Genomic DNA, 15,624 nt, shown 5'->3' on the forward strand with positions numbered 1-15,624 from the left:
ATGAAAATCATTGCAACTATTTCAGATCTTAAACAGCATTTGAAGAAAGAAAAAGTGAACGGAAGTACAATTGGCTTTGTTCCGACTATGGGTTTCCTTCATGAAGGGCATGTCTCTTTGATGGAAGCTTCCAAAAAAGAAAATGATGTTTCTGTCATCAGCATCTTCGTCAACCCGCTGCAATTTGGTCCAAACGAGGATTTTGAAAGCTACCCGAGAGACCTTGAAAGAGATGCCAGGATAGCAGAAAACGCAGGCGTTGATTTCCTTTTTGCACCGCTGCCTGAAGAAATGTACCCCGCTCGGCCTTCCATTTCCATACATGTAAAAGATCGTGTGGATGTCCTTTGCGGAAGTAAGAGAGAAGGCCATTTTGATGGAGTAGCAGCTGTTTTGACAAAACTGTTCAATATTGTTCAGCCTGACCGGGTCTATTTCGGGCTGAAGGATGCCCAGCAGGTAGCAGTAGTCGATGGACTAATCAATGACTTCAATATTCCAGTGGAGCTGCGCGCCATGCCTACGATAAGAGAAGAAGATGGATTAGCCAAGAGTTCGAGGAATGTAAGGTTATCCCCCGACGAAAGAGAAATGGCTCCTGTCATATACCAGTCATTGAAATGGGCAGAAGAGGCTGCCAAAAATGGAGTTGGTGATGAGGCTGCACTGATCAGTGGCATCAAGGAAAGAATAGAGAACGAAACAAGCGGAGAGATAGACTATATTGAAATCTATTCCTATCCATCCTTAAAAAAAATGGATGTGTTGGAAGGGAAATTCATTATTGCCGCAGCAGTGAAGTTTTCAGATGCAAGATTAATTGACAATATTATTATTTCAGCAGGGGCTTAAGGAGGAAGAAGAATGTTCCGTACAGTAATGAATGGAAAAATCCATCGTGCAACAGTCACAGAAGCAAATCTAAACTATGTCGGCAGTATAACCATTGATGAGGATATCCTTGATGCAGTAGGAATGGCGCCAAATGAAAAGGTGCAAATTGTCAATAACAATAATGGTGCAAGATTTGAGACATATATTATTGCAGGGCAAAGGGGAAGCGGAGTAGTCTGCCTTAATGGGGCAGCTGCACGCCTTGTACATGTTGGAGACATCGTCATCATCATTTCATATGCACTTGTGGCAAATGAACAAGTAAGATCTCATAAACCTAAAGTAGCCATAATGAATGAAAAAAATCAAATCATTGAAATGATATCCCACGAACCGGAAGCAACCATTATCGGTTGATTTCCGGAAAGTAGTCCACTCCTTAAAGGCTTCCAAGTGAAGCCTTTTTATTTTTGTAAGAAAGGGTGATATAATTCGAAGTATGTTAAAATGAAACGGCTATTAGATAGAGAATTAAAAGGTGTGAGAAGCATGTCGCAAAAATTTGTCGTGGTGGATCTGGAAACAACAGGGAATGCACCTAAAAGAGGAGACCGAATCATTCAATTATCTGCAGTCGTTATGCAGGATGATGTAATATTGGAGCAATTCACTTCTTTTGTGAATCCCCTTCATCCCATTCCACCCTTTATAACTGAACTGACTGGCATTGATGATCAGATGGTCAAAGATGCTCCATTGTTTGAGGAAATCGCTGAAAAAGTCTCTTCGTTGTTGGAGGGAGCTGTCTTTACTGCCCATAATGTGAGCTTCGACCTTGGCTTTTTGCAAAATGAGCTGGAGGAAGCAGGATATGCTCCATTTATCGGGCCTTCATTGGATACAGTAGAACTTTCAAAAGTCGTTTATCCAACAGCAGACAGCTATAAATTGACTGAGCTGTCCGAGGGATTTTCGTTAAGCCATGATCAGCCGCATCGAGCAGACAGTGATGCTTATGCCACTGCATTATTATTAAATCGCCTTACAGCTAAATTAAGGGATTTGCCGATTGTAACGCTGGAGTCTTTGCTAAATCTGTCTTATCACCTTAAAAGTGATGTTTCAAAGGTAATCAATGAAATCATCGGTGAAAAAAGACATCACATTGAGAATCTTCCCCCTCACCTGGAGGTATTCAGAGGGATGGCGCTCTTAAAGAAAAACAGCTCCCAACTACCTGATGTTTCAGGAAGCATCGCATATCCAAAAGTGGAAAGCGAAAAAGAAGAACTATTGAGTAATGTGAATCCTCTTTTCGAAAAAAGATCAGGACAGTTCCAAATGATGGATGCAATAATGGAATCGTTCCTAGAAGAAAGACATGCAGTTATTGAGGCGGGGACTGGAATCGGGAAGTCAATTGCCTATCTGATGCCATGCATCTTCTTTTCACTACAAACTAATAATAAGGTAGTAATCAGTACATATACGAATCAATTGCAGGACCAATTGATGAATAAAGAGATAACTGCACTGGAAAAAGGGTATGGGTCCTCTTTTCGCACTGCACTTTTAAAAGGCAGGAGCCACTATATCCATCTGCTTAAATTCGAATATTCCTTAAAGGAACAGGAGTATCAGTACGATTCCGTTCTCTCTAAAATGCAAATGCTGGTATGGCTGACAGAGACGGAAACCGGGGACCTTGAGGAACTGAATTTAACAAGCGGCGGCAGGCTTTTCAGCAATCGGATTAAACATGATGGGTGGTATATGTCAAAAGAAAAGGATCCATGGATTGAGCGTGACTTTTATTTGCATGCAAGGAAAAGAGCAGATGATGCCAATATCATCATCACGAATCATTCCATGCTCATGAGTGATGCCATGAATCAGAATGACTTGCTCCCGCAATACGATTTCCTTGTCATAGATGAGGCTCATCATTTAGAAAAAGCAGCCAAGAATCACTCAGGGATTTCACTTGATTATATCGGCTTGAAATTTTTGATCGGACAATTAGGTACGAGTGAAAGAAAACAGCTATTTTCTAAGCTTGAGTCGGTATTACAAAAACTTTCTATCAGCCCGGCAGTCCATGCCTTTGAAATCGACCATCATTTATCAAATCTAGACCAGGATTTAGATGACTTATTTTCTGTCCTTTCGCAAATTGTCAGCAAAAAGGATAAAAGCAGGCAGCATATGCAAAAAGTGACAATCCGCATGAATGAAGAATTGAGCAAGCAAAGAATCTGGCAGTCAGCCGTTCATTGTGCGGAAAGGGTTCGGTCTGAACTTAAGCATATCAGGGTGGAACTAGAAAAAAGACTTCAATTGCTTAGCTCCGAGGAAAAGAAATTAAGTACAGAGGAAAAAGCATTTTTAGAGGAAATGCACAGCTTCCTGCTTGAATGGGCAGCAATGGAGGATAACCTTGTAAAAATAATAATAAGGCCGTCTACGGAAATTGTTGCCTGGATGGAAGCAGACCTCAAATCGATTCCAAATAGTATATTGCTGTCAGGCAAGCCAGTATCATTGCAAAAACCATTGAATGAAAGGCTTTTTACTCAGAAAAAAAGCATCGTCATGACATCCGCATCGTTGTCAGTTGATGGATCATTTGATTATTTTATGAATGAAATCGGTTTGGAAGAGCAAGGTGTATTGAAGCTCCAACTTTCTTCACCCTTTCAATTTGAAAAAATGGCGAAGCTTGTTGTGCCCAGGGATATTCCTGATATAAAAACGGTTCCGATGCAGCATTATATAGATGCAATCAGCAATTATATCATTGGACTGGCACAAGCAACCAAGGGAAGGATGCTCATTCTTTTTACTTCCTACGATATGTTGAAGAGAACGTATAACCTGATTAAGGACAGTGGGATTCTTGAGGATTTCATTTTAATGGCTCAAGGGATTTCCGGCGGAAGCAGGACCAGGTTGACAAAGAACTTTCAAAAATTTGATAAAGCAATATTGTTTGGCACCAATAGTTTTTGGGAAGGTGTAGATATCCCCGGGGAAGATTTATCATGTCTAGTCATTGTGAGACTGCCGTTTTCACCTCCGGATGAACCACTGGTCCAGGCAAAAAATGAACAGTTGAAAAGCAATGGGGTCAATCCTTTTACAGCCTCTGCTTTGCCAGAAGCCATTCTTCGGTTCAAGCAGGGATTTGGTAGGTTGATCAGGGGGAATGAGGATAGGGGCATAGTCATTGTATTTGACAGGAGGATCGTTACAACTTCCTATGGCAAGTCATTCATTTCTTCCATTCCACGAATCCCTCTTATACAAGCGGAGCTGGATGAAATCACCGATCTTATCGAAGAGTGGCTTTGACTCTTAGGAAATAAAAAAATACGCTGCTGATAGAGCAGCGTGAACGAGTGTGGATTAGAATTTTTTTTTGTGAAACGACACCAATATTATAATCGGTTGGATTTAAATTTGCGTTATAATGTTTAAGTGAGTGTTTCAGTACCATTATTGTTGCCGATGCGTTTATGGCCTATTAGTAACAATATTTGTTTAATGAGGAGGAACTTTTATGGAGAGTAAAATCGAAATATTATCAACAGTCAGGATCGAAAATAATCCCGATTTATATAAAATTGTGGACGCCTTGAATCGCACCCTTAAGCAAAAAGATCTGATGTTTGGACTTGCATTGGATCCAGATGATCAGAATACTGCAGTCTTTACGATTTATCGTACATAGGGAGCAGGCAATTGAAAAAATGGATTCTGATTATTATTGTCTTTTTAGTTATCATCATGGGGTTTGCAATAAGTTTATATCTATATGGGCATAAACCTTATAGCAAGGCTGAAAAAACAGCTGTTGAGACAGCAGAAAATTCAGCCGGAATCAAGGAAGTTGAGCAATTTTATCTTTATAACGGAAGCAGTACCTACTATACGGTTGTAGGAAAAGATGCGGATGGAACAAAAAAGGCAGTATTCATACCTGAAAATAAAAAACATGATTTGGTAGAAGTGGATTGGGCAGATGGAATTTCCAAAAAGGAAGCCCTCAATAAACTAAAAGAAGAGAAGACACCAAGAAAAATCCTTGGAGTAAGACTGGGCATGGAAGATGTTGGGCCAGTTTGGGAAATATCTTATTTGGATGATGAAAAGGATTTGAATTATTTCTATATTGTTTTCAAATCAGGTGAATGGTGGAAGAAAATCGAAAATATTTAATGAGGAGGACTTTTTCGTGGATATTAGATTGGCTGAACGTGTTAAAGCATTGACTCCTTCTACAACCTTGGCAATTACGGCCAAGGCAAAAGAAATGAAGGCAAAAGGAATCGACGTAATTGGACTGGGAGCGGGTGAACCGGATTTCAATACACCTCAGCACATCATTGATGCTGCCTTCCAATCCATGAATGAAGGCCAGACAAAGTATACGCCCGCCGGAGGACTTCCAGCGCTTAAAGATGCCATCATAGCAAAGTTGAAAGACGATCAGGGGCTTTCTTACGATAGAAACGAAATTATGGTGTCAAGTGGAGCGAAACATGCGCTTTATACGCTTTTTCAAGTGATTTTAGATGAAAATGATGAAGTCATCATTCCGATTCCTTACTGGGTCAGCTACCCTGAACAGGTGAAGCTTGCAGGAGGAAAGCCTGTCTATATTGACGGAAAAGAGTCGAATGGCTATAAAATAACAGCCGAGCAGCTTCAAACTGCGATAAGTGAACGGACAAAAGCATTGATTTTGAATTCACCGAGCAACCCAACGGGTATGATCTATTCCAAGTTCGAGCTTGAAGCCATAGCAGAAGTTTGCTTGAAAAATAATATTTTAATCATTTCTGATGAGATTTATGAAAAGCTTGTATATGGGAGCAGCCGTCATATTTCCATTGCTGAGCTTTCACCGGAGATCAAGGATCAGACCATCATCATCAACGGTGTATCCAAATCACATTCCATGACTGGTTGGAGGATCGGATATGCTGCAGGAAACAAAGCTGTCATTAAAGCGATGACGGATTTAGCAAGTCATTCTACATCCAATCCCACGACAACATCCCAATACGGTGCCATTGCAGCATATATGGGAACACAAAGTCCTGTGGAAGAGATGAGGGAAGCCTTCGAGAAGAGACTCGAAATCGTTTATGATAAGTTAATTGCCATTCCAGGAATAACATGTTTAAAACCACAAGGTGCTTTCTATTTATTCCCCAATGTCAAAGAAGCTGCCTTGAAAACGGGTTATCAAAATGTGGATGAGTTTGCAGCTGCTCTTTTGGAAGAGGCAAAAGTTGCAGTCATTCCAGGATCAGGATTCGGCTCGCCGGACAACATTCGCCTCTCCTATGCCACTTCATTAGATTTATTAGAAGCAGCAGTGGAACGGATCCACACCTTTGTAGATTCGAAATTAGTCAAAAGCTGACCGTTTAAGGGAAATTATGGGGGAGTGCATCCCATTCCGCCTGAAATCTTAAGACTTCCATCATTCATTTGGTGGGAGTTTTTTCATGATGGGAATTTGCAACTAATGTTGCCATCCCATTTCTAAAGCGTCCATGCTATACTGAAAGGGAGGTGTCGTCTAGTATGGAAAAAGATATTTTATTAGCTTGGATAGAAGAAGGAACAGTTAATATTCCTTCAATCCTTTTTACAAATTATAAAAGAATGGGTCTTAATGAGACGGATATCATGTTGATCTTGCAGGTATATTCCTTTCAAAATAAAGGTAACTCCTTTCCGACGCCTGAAGAATTGTCTTCCAATATGACCATTACATCGGGAGAATGTGCGTCCATCTTAAGAAAACTTGTTCAACAAGGATTTATTTCGATAGAAGAAGGAAATACGACAGAGGATATATTATTTGAAAAATATTCATTAAAGCCTTTGTGGCTGAAACTTTTGGATTGCTTGCAGGAAGAAAAAAAGCAATCGCAGCGTCAACAAAGCAGCTTCAATGAAAATGAGCTTTATACAATATTCGAGAAAGAGTTCGGACGTCCACTATCACCGTTGGAATGCGAAACACTTGGGATGTGGATGGATCAAGATCATCATGATGCTGTCATAATAAAAGCAGCTCTTAAGGAATCGGTTATTTCTGGAAAGTTGAATTTCCGTTATATCGATCGAATTCTCTTTGAATGGAAAAAGAATGGTATTGAAACAATTGAACAAGCCAGAAAACATGGAGAGAAATTCAGGGGCAGTTCTCGAAAAGGACCAATCGAATACGAAAAAACTTCTTCGAATACAGTGCCGTTCTACAATTGGCTGGAGCAATAGCCGCTGTTGCCGGAAGGATGAACTTAAGGTGATTATCAATGTTAACGAAAATACAAATCCGATTCTGTCTGGATAAAATCGCTGAAATGTTTCCAGATGCTCATTGCGAACTAAGGCATCGCAATCCATTTGAACTTGTGATTGCTGTTGCCCTCTCAGCTCAATGTACTGATGTACTGGTCAATAAAGTGACGAAGGACCTGTTTGAAAAATATACAACGCCGGAGGACTATTTGCAGGTATCTTTAGAAGAATTGCAAAACGACATTCGATCCATCGGACTTTATCGCAATAAGGCGAAAAACATTCAAAAGCTCTGCAGGATGCTGCTGGATGATTTCGGAGGAATCGTCCCTGATAATAGGGAAGATCTCGTTAAGCTCCCTGGGGTAGGGAGAAAAACGGCCAATGTCGTCATGTCAGTTGCATATGGAGCTCCTGCTATTGCGGTAGATACCCATGTCGAACGTGTTAGCAAAAGACTTGGGATATGCAGATGGAAAGATAGTGTTCTGGAAGTTGAAAATACGCTTATGAGGAAAGTGCCAATGGATGAATGGTCTGCCACTCATCATCGTTTGATATTTTTCGGAAGATATCACTGCAAGGCGCAAAACCCTCAATGCCCTGATTGTCCGCTTCTTGATTTGTGCAGGGAAGGCAGGAAAAGAATGAAGGGGAAGCAGCTAAAATGATTGATAAAGGGCAGTTGATGCATGTCCCCAATGAATTACAGCATTCTTTTTTTTATCCTGATCCTAAATTTTTCTGGCCGGATAGTGAAAGTGAAATCTATTTCTTTGATGAATTCCTATTTTTTTTGGAAAAAAAGGGGGAAATGCCGTGGGCTTATCCTGAATTTCATCTGCCTTTATTAAAAGACCAATGGAATCAGTTAGATAAGCGTCTGCAGTCTATGTTTTCTATACGCGATAGGGGTGTAAAGCCCATTATGGTGCAAGCGATCTGTACTTTCTTTAAGTACTTATTTTGGTCAAATGGGCAGCCTGTCTCCTTAAACAAGTTAGATTCCTGTTTGGGAAGCTTAAAAATCAAACCAGTAAATGTTGAAGAAAGGCTTTGCTTCCTGATGGAAAGTACAAGCTATTTCCATGCCTATAAACAGCTTTCGGAGTTATTCAATGAGCAAATGAAGCAGACAGCCAAACATTTTGCAATGAAAAAAATCCTGAAGAAATTATAAAACCTCCCCAAACCCACCGAAGGGTTTGAGGAGGTTTTTTAAATTTATTAGGAAGGGTAGAGGCGGTCCTGCTTTTTTTTATTGCCCGCCGCCTGTACTGGTCCCGCCAGTATCTCCTGAACCAGTTCCTGAGCCGGTACCAGTACCAGATCCAGTTCCTGAGCCAGATCCGGTACCAGTGCCAGATCCGGTGCCAGTGCCAGATCCGGTGCCAGTGCCAGATCCGGTGCCAGTGCCAGATCCGGTACCTGAGCCAGATCCGGTACCTGAGCCAGACCCGGTACCAGTGCCAGATCCGGTACCTGAGCCAGACCCGGTTCCAGTGCCAGACCCGGTACCTGAGCCAGACCCGTCACCAGTGCCAGATCCATCGCCAGTTCCGGATCCAGAACCTCCGCCAGTTCCAGTACCAGAACCAGAACCAGAACCGTCATTGCCAGACCCGGTGCCAGAACCGTCCCCGGTGCCATTATCAGATCCGGAATTACCGCCAGAACCGCTGCCGGTACCGTTATCAGTACCTTCACCATTATTTCCTTGGCCATTGTCATTTCCTTCATTGCCGCCAGGAACAGTTACAGTCCCTGATGCTGAATCACTCTTTTCAGTGCCTGAAACGGCTACGATGTTAAACGTATACGTTTCTCCAGCTTGAGGATTGTTAATGTTAATGGCCTTATCTGAAGTGGTTGTGATTGCCTGCTGTTTACCACCGGCAACAGAACCGCTGACTTCGAATTTAACATCTTTCGCTTCACTGTCATCAAAGTCCCACGTAAGTTCAATCTGGTTGCTGTCTGGGTTGTATTTTCCTTTAACATTTGATGGGGCGTTAAGCTTATCGAACTCTTGAGAAACATCAGTAGGTTCTTTTCCTCTGACAAACAGTTCATAAAGAACCTTGTCTTCAGGAGTGAACTCGCTTGGTTTCTTAGGAGGGTTCGACCCAGCTTCCACTTTTGCCTCCACTACACTGTTCGGCTTCTTGAAATCAGGGGTATCTTTTCCTTCAGAAACATGTTCCATCAGGTTTTTAAATAGCAGCTGGGATATTTTTTGATCACTTCCAGGCTGTATAGGATCTTTCCTATCAGGATATCCAGTCCATACCGCTGCGGTATAGTTGGTGGTGTAGCCGGCAAACCAAGCGTCTGGGACAGCAGCTTTAGGGATGCCGTTTTCTTTGCGATAGTCTTCGCTGTAGTTCGTAGTACCGGATTTCCCTGCTAGAGGAAGACCTGGGATATTAGCCATATGTCCAGTACCGCCTGATGCTGTCAATACATCCTTCAGCATATCTGTGATCATATATGCTGTATAATCTTTCATCGCCACTTTTGGTTCATGCGGGCTTTTAATTTCTGTTTCCCCATCAGGCAGGACAATTTTCTTGACTGCATGAGGAGTATTATAGATGCCGTTATTTCCGAAGGCCGCATATGCTCCAGCCATTTGAAGGGAAGAAACACCTTCGTCAATTCCTCCAATGGAATACGACTCATAGAAGTGTTTAAAATCAAGCCCCAGTCTGCTTCCGAATTCACGGGATTTATCCAATCCAACAGCCTGCATGGCCTGCAGGGCAGGGATATTACGGGACATATAAAGGGCCTTCCTCATGGACATTTCACCGAGATACTTTTGATCCCAGTCATGGATTTCGTCACCTGTGGAATATTTATATGGTTTGTCATCCAACTGATGATAAGTGGACCATTTTAGATATTCGATGGCAGGGCCGTAATCCAAGATTGGCTTGATGGTCGATCCAGGCTGTCTTTGGCTGTCAGTTGCGTAGTTGAATCCTCGCTTGACTTTTTGGTTGCGTCCGCCGCCAATTGCCCTGATTTCACCTGTCTTAGTATCCAGAAGGGTGATGCCTGCCTGGAATTTATCATCCGGATATTGGACAATATCATTTCCATCCAGCATTTTTTCAACATATTCCTGGGCATCGGGATCGAGTGTCGTATAGATCTTTAAGCCATCAGAGAAGAGGTTGTAATCTCCCATCTTTTTGACTTCTTTGATTACCTCGTCAACAAAGGAATCATACTTTTGATCGTTGCGCTGACGTTCTTCTTTTTTCTTCAACATGGATTCAATGGATACTTTCTTCGCTTTTTCCATTTCATCCTTTGAAATCTTATGATGCTGATACATCAGGGAAAGAACAGTATCACGTCGTTTTTTCGCAGCTTCCGGGTGATCGAATGGGTTATAGTTATTCGGGCTCTGAGGCAATCCGGCCAATAGGGCTACCTGAGGCAGGGATAGATCTTTTAAATCCTTGCCATAGTAATACTTGGATGCCGTTTCGATGCCATGGACGCCATCGCTGTAATATACCTTATTGACATACATTTCAAAGATTTCATCCTTGGTATATTTTTGTTCGAGCTTGATGGAAAGCCATGCTTCCTGTGCTTTTCTTTTCAGCGTCTTATTTTGTGAGAGGTAGGAATTCTTCACTACCTGTTGAGTGATGGTGCTTCCTCCTTCAGAGCCGAAGCCGTGCGTGATATTAGCAAGAACAGCTCCTGCAAGTCGGATCGGATCGATACCATGATGCTGATAGAATCTATTATCCTCAGTAGCCAATACAGCATCTCTTACAGTATCAGGAATATCCTTGAATTGGACATAGTCCCGTCTGGTTGAGCCAATGGTGGTGACCATCTTTCCATGTATATCATAAATTTCTGAAGGGAGGGGATCCTTCAGCAGTTTCTCATCCAATGGAGGGGCATCGCTTGCGTAATAGGCAAAGGTGCCTGCACCCGCAGCAAGTCCCAATAATCCAATGATGAAAATGGTTAATATTATTTTCTTAAAGGTACTTCCTTTTCTCTTTTTGCCTTTTTTATTAGATTGCTGTTGTTTACGGCGTTCTTCTCGTGACATTTGTTTACCTGCCATATTCAGCATTCCTCACTTTCTATCTATAAGGGAATACCCTTAGTAATCAAAGTTGTAATGATTGTCTACAATTGATAAATAATCGATTCTTGGATGGAGTCCGATCGGAATGCTAAATCCGAATTCTTCAATTTCAGCTTTTGAAATGGATTTTCTTCCTCCATTCTTCATTCTCTCCCAAAAGAAACTTAGATGTTCACTTTTTAAATAGAAAATTTCATCAGTTGAAGAGAATCGAAGAATGACAAATGAAATTCCTCCATGGTTTACCACTTGCTTCATATGGGATATTTGGTGCTCATGAAAGTTCTTTAAGGGGAAAGAGGTGGCATTTTGTGTTTCTTTCGCTTCAAAGTCAATATAGGCACCTTTATATACTCCGTTATAATCTGTGGTAGAAGCTTGTTTGAAATATGCTTCCTTGATGACTGCCGCACTCCGGCGTGGATAATCGACTTTCACAATCTGGACAGGCGTGGGCTTTTTATAAATGACTGCCATTCCTTTATGCAAGTAATATTCATTTGTTTCGTTCAGGTCTTCCTCCAGTGTCATTCCACGGTTGCTGTAGACAACCTGGTTATTTGCTTTATCTTTTTTTGACGATTTAACTGCGGGCTGTACAAATTTTTTTCCATTCGGATAATGGAATTTCATGGAAAACTCACCTCTCAAGCTAATTCCTATAATAGCAGAAAGCAAGAATGGATGTGTGAATAAAAAGCGTCAATTCCACCCAATATAACGTTAGAAAAACCAAGGGAGCGGAATATATGAAGAAAAAAGACGATTTTCACAATTTCTTTCCCAAAAGCTTTGAGAAAATGACTGAATCAGAAATAATAGATGATATAAGGGCTATTGTTTTCAAAGGAAACTTAGATAACATATCCAGAACAGAATATTATCAAAAATTTTATTTTCTTCATCCCGAAATCCGCTGGTCTTTTCTGGCCTCCATGGTTTCCCGGAACGCGGGGTGGAATATGTGCGATTTAATGAGCACATGCTTTCTGCAGGGGATATCCCAGGAAATCAGGGAGAGGCTGTTTCTAACTTACGAAAGAGCGAATTGGCTGATTTTTCATGACGCATTTCCACAGCTTCTTATCTATCAATATTCGACGGTGTCCAGAAAGCCAATGTTTCATCTTTTGAAAAATTTTATGGTGTCCGATTTTATGATAAAGGAATGGCAAACCTTCTGGCACGGTTCAGACAGTGATCGATTAACAAAGGCTTTGATCATCAACGAACAGAATCTGATTCAAAAACCTATTATAAGTCATCCCGTTTATAAGAAAAGGGTATTTAAAACTATCCTTTTTCACTTTCAGGAATATTTTCATTTCAGCTGCGTAGTATTTCCTACCCTAATCGGAAATTTATATGGGGCAGCTGTCTCCAAATTTACCAAGCTTGATGAGCGGATTGAACTCGGAAAAAGATTGGATTATATTCTTTTCCACCCGGATTTATACCCCCGATTTTTAGATTTTTCCATGAAAGTTGAACATACAGGTTCAAGATATGATTATGAAAAAGGATTCAAGCACCGTCTATCAAGAACCACCCCTTTTTTGAGGACCGTTTATCCTGTGGTTGAACATCATATTAGAGAACAGGCAGACTGGTCCTTTGAAGGAAGTTGGAAAGAGAAATGGTTTTATCCAGCTCAATTAAAAGAAGGTATCCATTTGACCGATTGGTTTTTGCATAAACAATTTCAACAGAAAAGAATCTTGACGATAAAAAACTGTTTGACGGCAAATAAAGAGAGCTGATCCGTATATATGAGAATTCATAATTGAGCTTTTGCCAAAAAAGCACTTGTCAAAAATGAACTCTCATTTGGATCAACCCTTCATTTTACATCGTGTGCTATGGTAGTCCAATTAAATCATCAGGTCGAAGGGCGGTTAGGACCGTTTAATTTTGGGTTGCCGGATCCCGCTTTAGTATTTTGGCGAACTTCCTGTTTTTCATTTGTGTTTTTCCCTTTATTCTTCATGTTTAAACACCTCCTGCCTATATTGTTTACTAATCCTGCAAAGCCATTCCCGTTGAGGAACAAATTGTCGAAAGTGCAAACTGTGATGGGTGAAAAATCACTTTCTTTGACGAAATGCTTCTAGTTTTGTCAGGGGGGGAGGAAGTAGATAAAAGACGAAGAATTATGGAGTAAAGAATAAAGGGGAGGCGCATGATCATGTTAGCCAGCGAATCAGTGTTAGAGAAATTAAAAGATATTGAAGCACAGTTGGATCAGTTGGAAAAGGATATCCAGGATAGAGTGAGTTCAAAGCTAAAAGCGGATGCGATGGAAATCCATACAAAAATGGACGTTCATTTAAATAGAATGGATGAACTCATGGGGATTCAGGAAACTGCAAAATTACAAGGAAATGTATTTTTGAACGGGCTTAAGCTTGAGTTTAGCTGACTCAATCTTTAAAATAATATTTATATTTAAAAATGAAGCAGCTTACACGCTGCTTTTTATTATGGAGTGGAGAATCCTGTGGAAAAGAATAGATTATTAGAATTGACTAAAGAACTTATATCATTGAACGAAAAAGCTCATACCCGTTATCTGGAGGTAAGGGAGACAAAGGAAAAAGGGGACTTTTTTACAGAGGTTAAACCATTTGCTGACCACATAAAAGAAATCGGGGATGAATGGGAAACTTTGGCGGTAAAATGGTTGAACGATGCCTCAAGAAAAAATATTCATCCCAGGCAGATCGTTCACACAAATGAGAATCTTCAAATGGTATCCATCCAGGCATTTTTCCCGGAAACCAGCTGGAACAAATTCAAAAGCCATATACAATCCATAGACTACGTACTGAATCAGCTTTACAACGAATTAAAGTCTTAAGATAAATAGGGATGATGCAATGTGGCATCATCCCTTAAGAACTATTGATTAGTGAGTATTTTGATTTTTAATATGTTCCGTTCCGTATGCAGATTCAAGTTCCTCTACAATTTTTTTGTATTCATAAGCAGATAGTTCGTTGTAAAGATAAGCCTTTTTGGCAAAAACCAAAAGTTCATTCAAATCCTCAGTGGCAAATGCTCTCTTCTGTTCAAACCTTTGTTTTAATTCTTGAACATTCATTTTAATGCCTCCCTATCTTCTTTTTTTCATGGTAACATGAAAAGTTTTTTTTCCTTATTTTAAGAATTATTTAACTTCCGACAATATTCAACGTGAGTCGACATATCTGGAAATACCTTCTGATTTCCCTATCTGGGGGAGTCTCTGAATAGGACATTTCACCATTTATTCAACAACGCATAGACTACTATCACACAGCTATGTTTTAGGAGGTAGTCAAGTGAGGAGATTAAATGGTTTACAATGGGATTCACCCGGCATGGCGCAAAGGTTGAATCAAGGGAGGAACCCTTATCAGCAGCCGCCCGCCCCACTATATCCGGGGCAAGGACCATATATGATGCCTCATCCACAATATGGCCCGGGCAGCATGCCTTTTCCCCAGCAAGGAAACGGCGCCAATCCATATGGCCAAAGCGCCTATTATCCATATCAGCAGTCATCCCAAATTTTTCAGAACCCTCTACAACCGCCGGAGCCGGAAATGAACCTTCAACAGCAAAGTCAAGGCTATGCGAATCCATATCCAAAAGCGAGCTTTCTTCAAAAACCACAAGGTTCTCCAATGAGTTCTGTGATGAATTCGTTCAAGGGACAAGACGGAAATATCGATTTTAATAAAATGATGAATACTGCAGGGCAGATGATGAGTGCAGTGAACCAGGTGAGTTCGATGGTCAAGGGGCTCGGCGGAATGTTCAAGATATAATAAATAAAAAGAGGCTGAAAGTAAATTTTCAGCCTCTTTTTATTTAATCAATATGAAGTCGCTTCCCTTTAAGCTTCGGAATCTTAATGACGAGCAGTCCATCTTCATAAGTCGCCTTTGCGTTCTTTTCATTTACAATAGAAGGAAGCTGGATGGTCCTTGAAGATCTTTGCATGGCATGTTTTTTAAAGAAGGTACCCTGGTTCTGATCTTCTTTTGCAAGAGTTTCTGAATCCTGGACAGCCAGCGTGAGATATTGAGGGAAGATGTTAATGAATATTTGCTCTTTTTTGATTCCCGGAAGCTTTGAAGTGACGATTACAGAATCATCTGTTTCTGCCCATTCTACATTCAGGCTGTTATGCCCGGAAGGAAATGGGGCTGAAAAGAAGTCATCAATGCTCTCGAGAATCCCTTTAAGCGGCTTCTCTCTGAACAGTTCATTCATGGAATCCATCACTTCTCCAAAATGCACCGATTGGGTCTTTTTTGGAGGCAGTCCATCATTCGGTTTTTGAGGCATCACTTGAGCTCCTT

The 15,624-nt window shown here is 40.9% G+C and carries 17 protein-coding genes; 13 read left to right on the top strand and 4 right to left on the bottom strand.

The window, feature by feature from the left end; all coding sequences use genetic code 11:
• The 9 genes from panC to DFR59_RS09255 all read left to right on the top strand — a co-directional run bounded on the left by panC (position 1) and on the right by DFR59_RS09255 (position 8,335).
• A complete protein-coding gene (panC, locus tag DFR59_RS09215) occupies positions 1–852 on the top strand; it encodes a pantoate--beta-alanine ligase (protein WP_114745342.1) in 852 nt (283 codons plus the stop codon).
• Between the two features lie 12 nt (positions 853–864).
• A complete protein-coding gene (panD, locus tag DFR59_RS09220; protein ID WP_114745343.1) occupies positions 865–1,251 on the top strand; it encodes an aspartate 1-decarboxylase in 387 nt (128 codons plus the stop codon).
• A 132-nt stretch (positions 1,252–1,383) separates the two neighbouring features.
• On the top strand, positions 1,384–4,185 hold the full coding sequence (gene dinG, locus DFR59_RS09225; protein WP_114745344.1) for an ATP-dependent DNA helicase DinG: 2,802 nt from the start codon (positions 1,384–1,386) through the stop codon (positions 4,183–4,185).
• 208 nt (positions 4,186–4,393) lie between these two features.
• Positions 4,394–4,564 (top strand): YpmA family protein, encoded by a 171-nt coding sequence (locus tag DFR59_RS09230; protein WP_114745345.1) that lies wholly within the window; start codon positions 4,394–4,396, stop codon positions 4,562–4,564.
• Positions 4,565–4,575: 11 nt separating this feature from the next.
• Entirely contained in the window at positions 4,576–5,052 is a 477-nt protein-coding gene (locus DFR59_RS09235; RefSeq protein ID WP_114745346.1) for a cell wall elongation regulator TseB-like domain-containing protein, read from the top strand.
• 22 nt (positions 5,053–5,074) lie between these two features.
• A complete protein-coding gene (locus tag DFR59_RS09240; RefSeq protein WP_114745536.1) occupies positions 5,075–6,265 on the top strand; it encodes a pyridoxal phosphate-dependent aminotransferase in 1,191 nt (396 codons plus the stop codon).
• Between the two features lie 164 nt (positions 6,266–6,429).
• Positions 6,430–7,131, top strand: coding sequence for a DnaD domain-containing protein (locus tag DFR59_RS09245; RefSeq protein WP_114745347.1), 702 nt, complete (start codon positions 6,430–6,432; stop codon positions 7,129–7,131).
• Positions 7,132–7,169: 38 nt separating this feature from the next.
• Positions 7,170–7,826 carry an endonuclease III gene (gene nth, locus DFR59_RS09250; RefSeq protein ID WP_114745348.1) on the top strand — a complete coding sequence of 219 codons (657 nt, stop codon included), beginning with the start codon at positions 7,170–7,172 and terminating at the stop codon, positions 7,824–7,826.
• Positions 7,823–8,335: a YpoC family protein gene (locus DFR59_RS09255; RefSeq protein WP_114745349.1), complete on the top strand. Its 513-nt coding sequence runs from the start codon at positions 7,823–7,825 to the stop codon at positions 8,333–8,335. Before nth ends, DFR59_RS09255 begins: the two co-directional genes overlap by 4 nt.
• A 78-nt stretch (positions 8,336–8,413) precedes the next feature.
• Here DFR59_RS09255 and DFR59_RS09260 read toward each other — a convergent pair whose 3' ends face one another.
• Together DFR59_RS09260 and recU are read right to left on the bottom strand one after the other, a co-directional pair.
• Positions 8,414–11,254: a transglycosylase domain-containing protein gene (locus DFR59_RS09260; RefSeq protein ID WP_114745350.1), complete on the bottom strand. Its 2,841-nt coding sequence runs from the start codon at positions 11,252–11,254 to the stop codon at positions 8,414–8,416.
• A 39-nt stretch (positions 11,255–11,293) separates the two neighbouring features.
• Positions 11,294–11,911 (bottom strand): Holliday junction resolvase RecU, encoded by a 618-nt coding sequence (recU, locus tag DFR59_RS09265; RefSeq protein ID WP_114745351.1) that lies wholly within the window; start codon positions 11,909–11,911, stop codon positions 11,294–11,296.
• 167 nt (positions 11,912–12,078) lie between these two features.
• Here recU and DFR59_RS09270 point away from each other — a divergent pair, with 167 nt between their 5' ends.
• From DFR59_RS09270 to DFR59_RS09280, 3 genes are all read left to right on the top strand, one after another.
• The gene (locus DFR59_RS09270) at positions 12,079–13,038 is read left to right on the top strand and encodes a DUF2515 family protein (protein WP_114745537.1); all 960 of its coding nucleotides are present in this window, start codon (positions 12,079–12,081) and stop codon (positions 13,036–13,038) included.
• A 425-nt stretch (positions 13,039–13,463) separates the two neighbouring features.
• Positions 13,464–13,697 carry a hypothetical protein gene (locus tag DFR59_RS09275; protein WP_114745352.1) on the top strand — a complete coding sequence of 78 codons (234 nt, stop codon included), beginning with the start codon at positions 13,464–13,466 and terminating at the stop codon, positions 13,695–13,697.
• A gap of 78 nt (positions 13,698–13,775) precedes the next feature.
• Positions 13,776–14,135 carry a YppE family protein gene (locus tag DFR59_RS09280; RefSeq protein WP_114745353.1) on the top strand — a complete coding sequence of 120 codons (360 nt, stop codon included), beginning with the start codon at positions 13,776–13,778 and terminating at the stop codon, positions 14,133–14,135.
• 48 nt (positions 14,136–14,183) lie between these two features.
• Here DFR59_RS09280 and yppF read toward each other — a convergent pair whose 3' ends face one another.
• Entirely contained in the window at positions 14,184–14,378 is a 195-nt protein-coding gene (yppF, locus tag DFR59_RS09285; protein ID WP_114745354.1) for a YppF family protein, read from the bottom strand.
• Between the two features lie 220 nt (positions 14,379–14,598).
• On the opposite strand from yppF, the gene DFR59_RS09290 reads away from it, so the two are divergent.
• Positions 14,599–15,087 carry a YppG family protein gene (locus tag DFR59_RS09290; RefSeq protein WP_245948427.1) on the top strand — a complete coding sequence of 163 codons (489 nt, stop codon included), beginning with the start codon at positions 14,599–14,601 and terminating at the stop codon, positions 15,085–15,087.
• Positions 15,088–15,130: 43 nt separating this feature from the next.
• Here DFR59_RS09290 and DFR59_RS09295 read toward each other — a convergent pair whose 3' ends face one another.
• Positions 15,131–15,610 carry an Hsp20/alpha crystallin family protein gene (locus DFR59_RS09295; RefSeq protein ID WP_114745355.1) on the bottom strand — a complete coding sequence of 160 codons (480 nt, stop codon included), beginning with the start codon at positions 15,608–15,610 and terminating at the stop codon, positions 15,131–15,133.
• Positions 15,611–15,624 lie beyond the last annotated feature (14 nt).

The organism is Falsibacillus pallidus, from assembly GCF_003350505.1.
Classification (GTDB): Bacteria; Bacillota; Bacilli; order Bacillales; family DSM-25281; genus Falsibacillus; species Falsibacillus pallidus.

What these genes read in the sequence shown, in the direction of transcription:
- DFR59_RS09275 (WP_114745352.1), top strand. Translation starts at nt 13,464, where the DNA reads ATGTTAGCCAGCGAATCAGTGTTAGAGAAATTAAAAGATATTGAAGCA.
- nth (WP_114745348.1), top strand. Translation starts at nt 7,170, where the DNA reads ATGTTAACGAAAATACAAATCCGATTCTGTCTGGATAAAATCGCTGAA.
- dinG (WP_114745344.1), top strand. Translation starts at nt 1,384, where the DNA reads ATGTCGCAAAAATTTGTCGTGGTGGATCTGGAAACAACAGGGAATGCA.
- DFR59_RS09245 (WP_114745347.1), top strand. Translation starts at nt 6,430, where the DNA reads ATGGAAAAAGATATTTTATTAGCTTGGATAGAAGAAGGAACAGTTAAT.
- recU (WP_114745351.1), bottom strand. Translation starts at nt 11,911, where the DNA reads ATGAAATTCCATTATCCGAATGGAAAAAAATTTGTACAGCCCGCAGTT.
- DFR59_RS09255 (WP_114745349.1), top strand. Translation starts at nt 7,823, where the DNA reads ATGATTGATAAAGGGCAGTTGATGCATGTCCCCAATGAATTACAGCAT.
- DFR59_RS09295 (WP_114745355.1), bottom strand. Translation starts at nt 15,610, where the DNA reads ATGCCTCAAAAACCGAATGATGGACTGCCTCCAAAAAAGACCCAATCG.
- panD (WP_114745343.1), top strand. Translation starts at nt 865, where the DNA reads ATGTTCCGTACAGTAATGAATGGAAAAATCCATCGTGCAACAGTCACA.
- DFR59_RS09270 (WP_114745537.1), top strand. Translation starts at nt 12,079, where the DNA reads ATGACTGAATCAGAAATAATAGATGATATAAGGGCTATTGTTTTCAAA.
- DFR59_RS09260 (WP_114745350.1), bottom strand. Translation starts at nt 11,254, where the DNA reads ATGGCAGGTAAACAAATGTCACGAGAAGAACGCCGTAAACAACAGCAA.
- panC (WP_114745342.1), top strand. Translation starts at nt 1, where the DNA reads ATGAAAATCATTGCAACTATTTCAGATCTTAAACAGCATTTGAAGAAA.
- yppF (WP_114745354.1), bottom strand. Translation starts at nt 14,378, where the DNA reads ATGAATGTTCAAGAATTAAAACAAAGGTTTGAACAGAAGAGAGCATTT.
- DFR59_RS09230 (WP_114745345.1), top strand. Translation starts at nt 4,394, where the DNA reads ATGGAGAGTAAAATCGAAATATTATCAACAGTCAGGATCGAAAATAAT.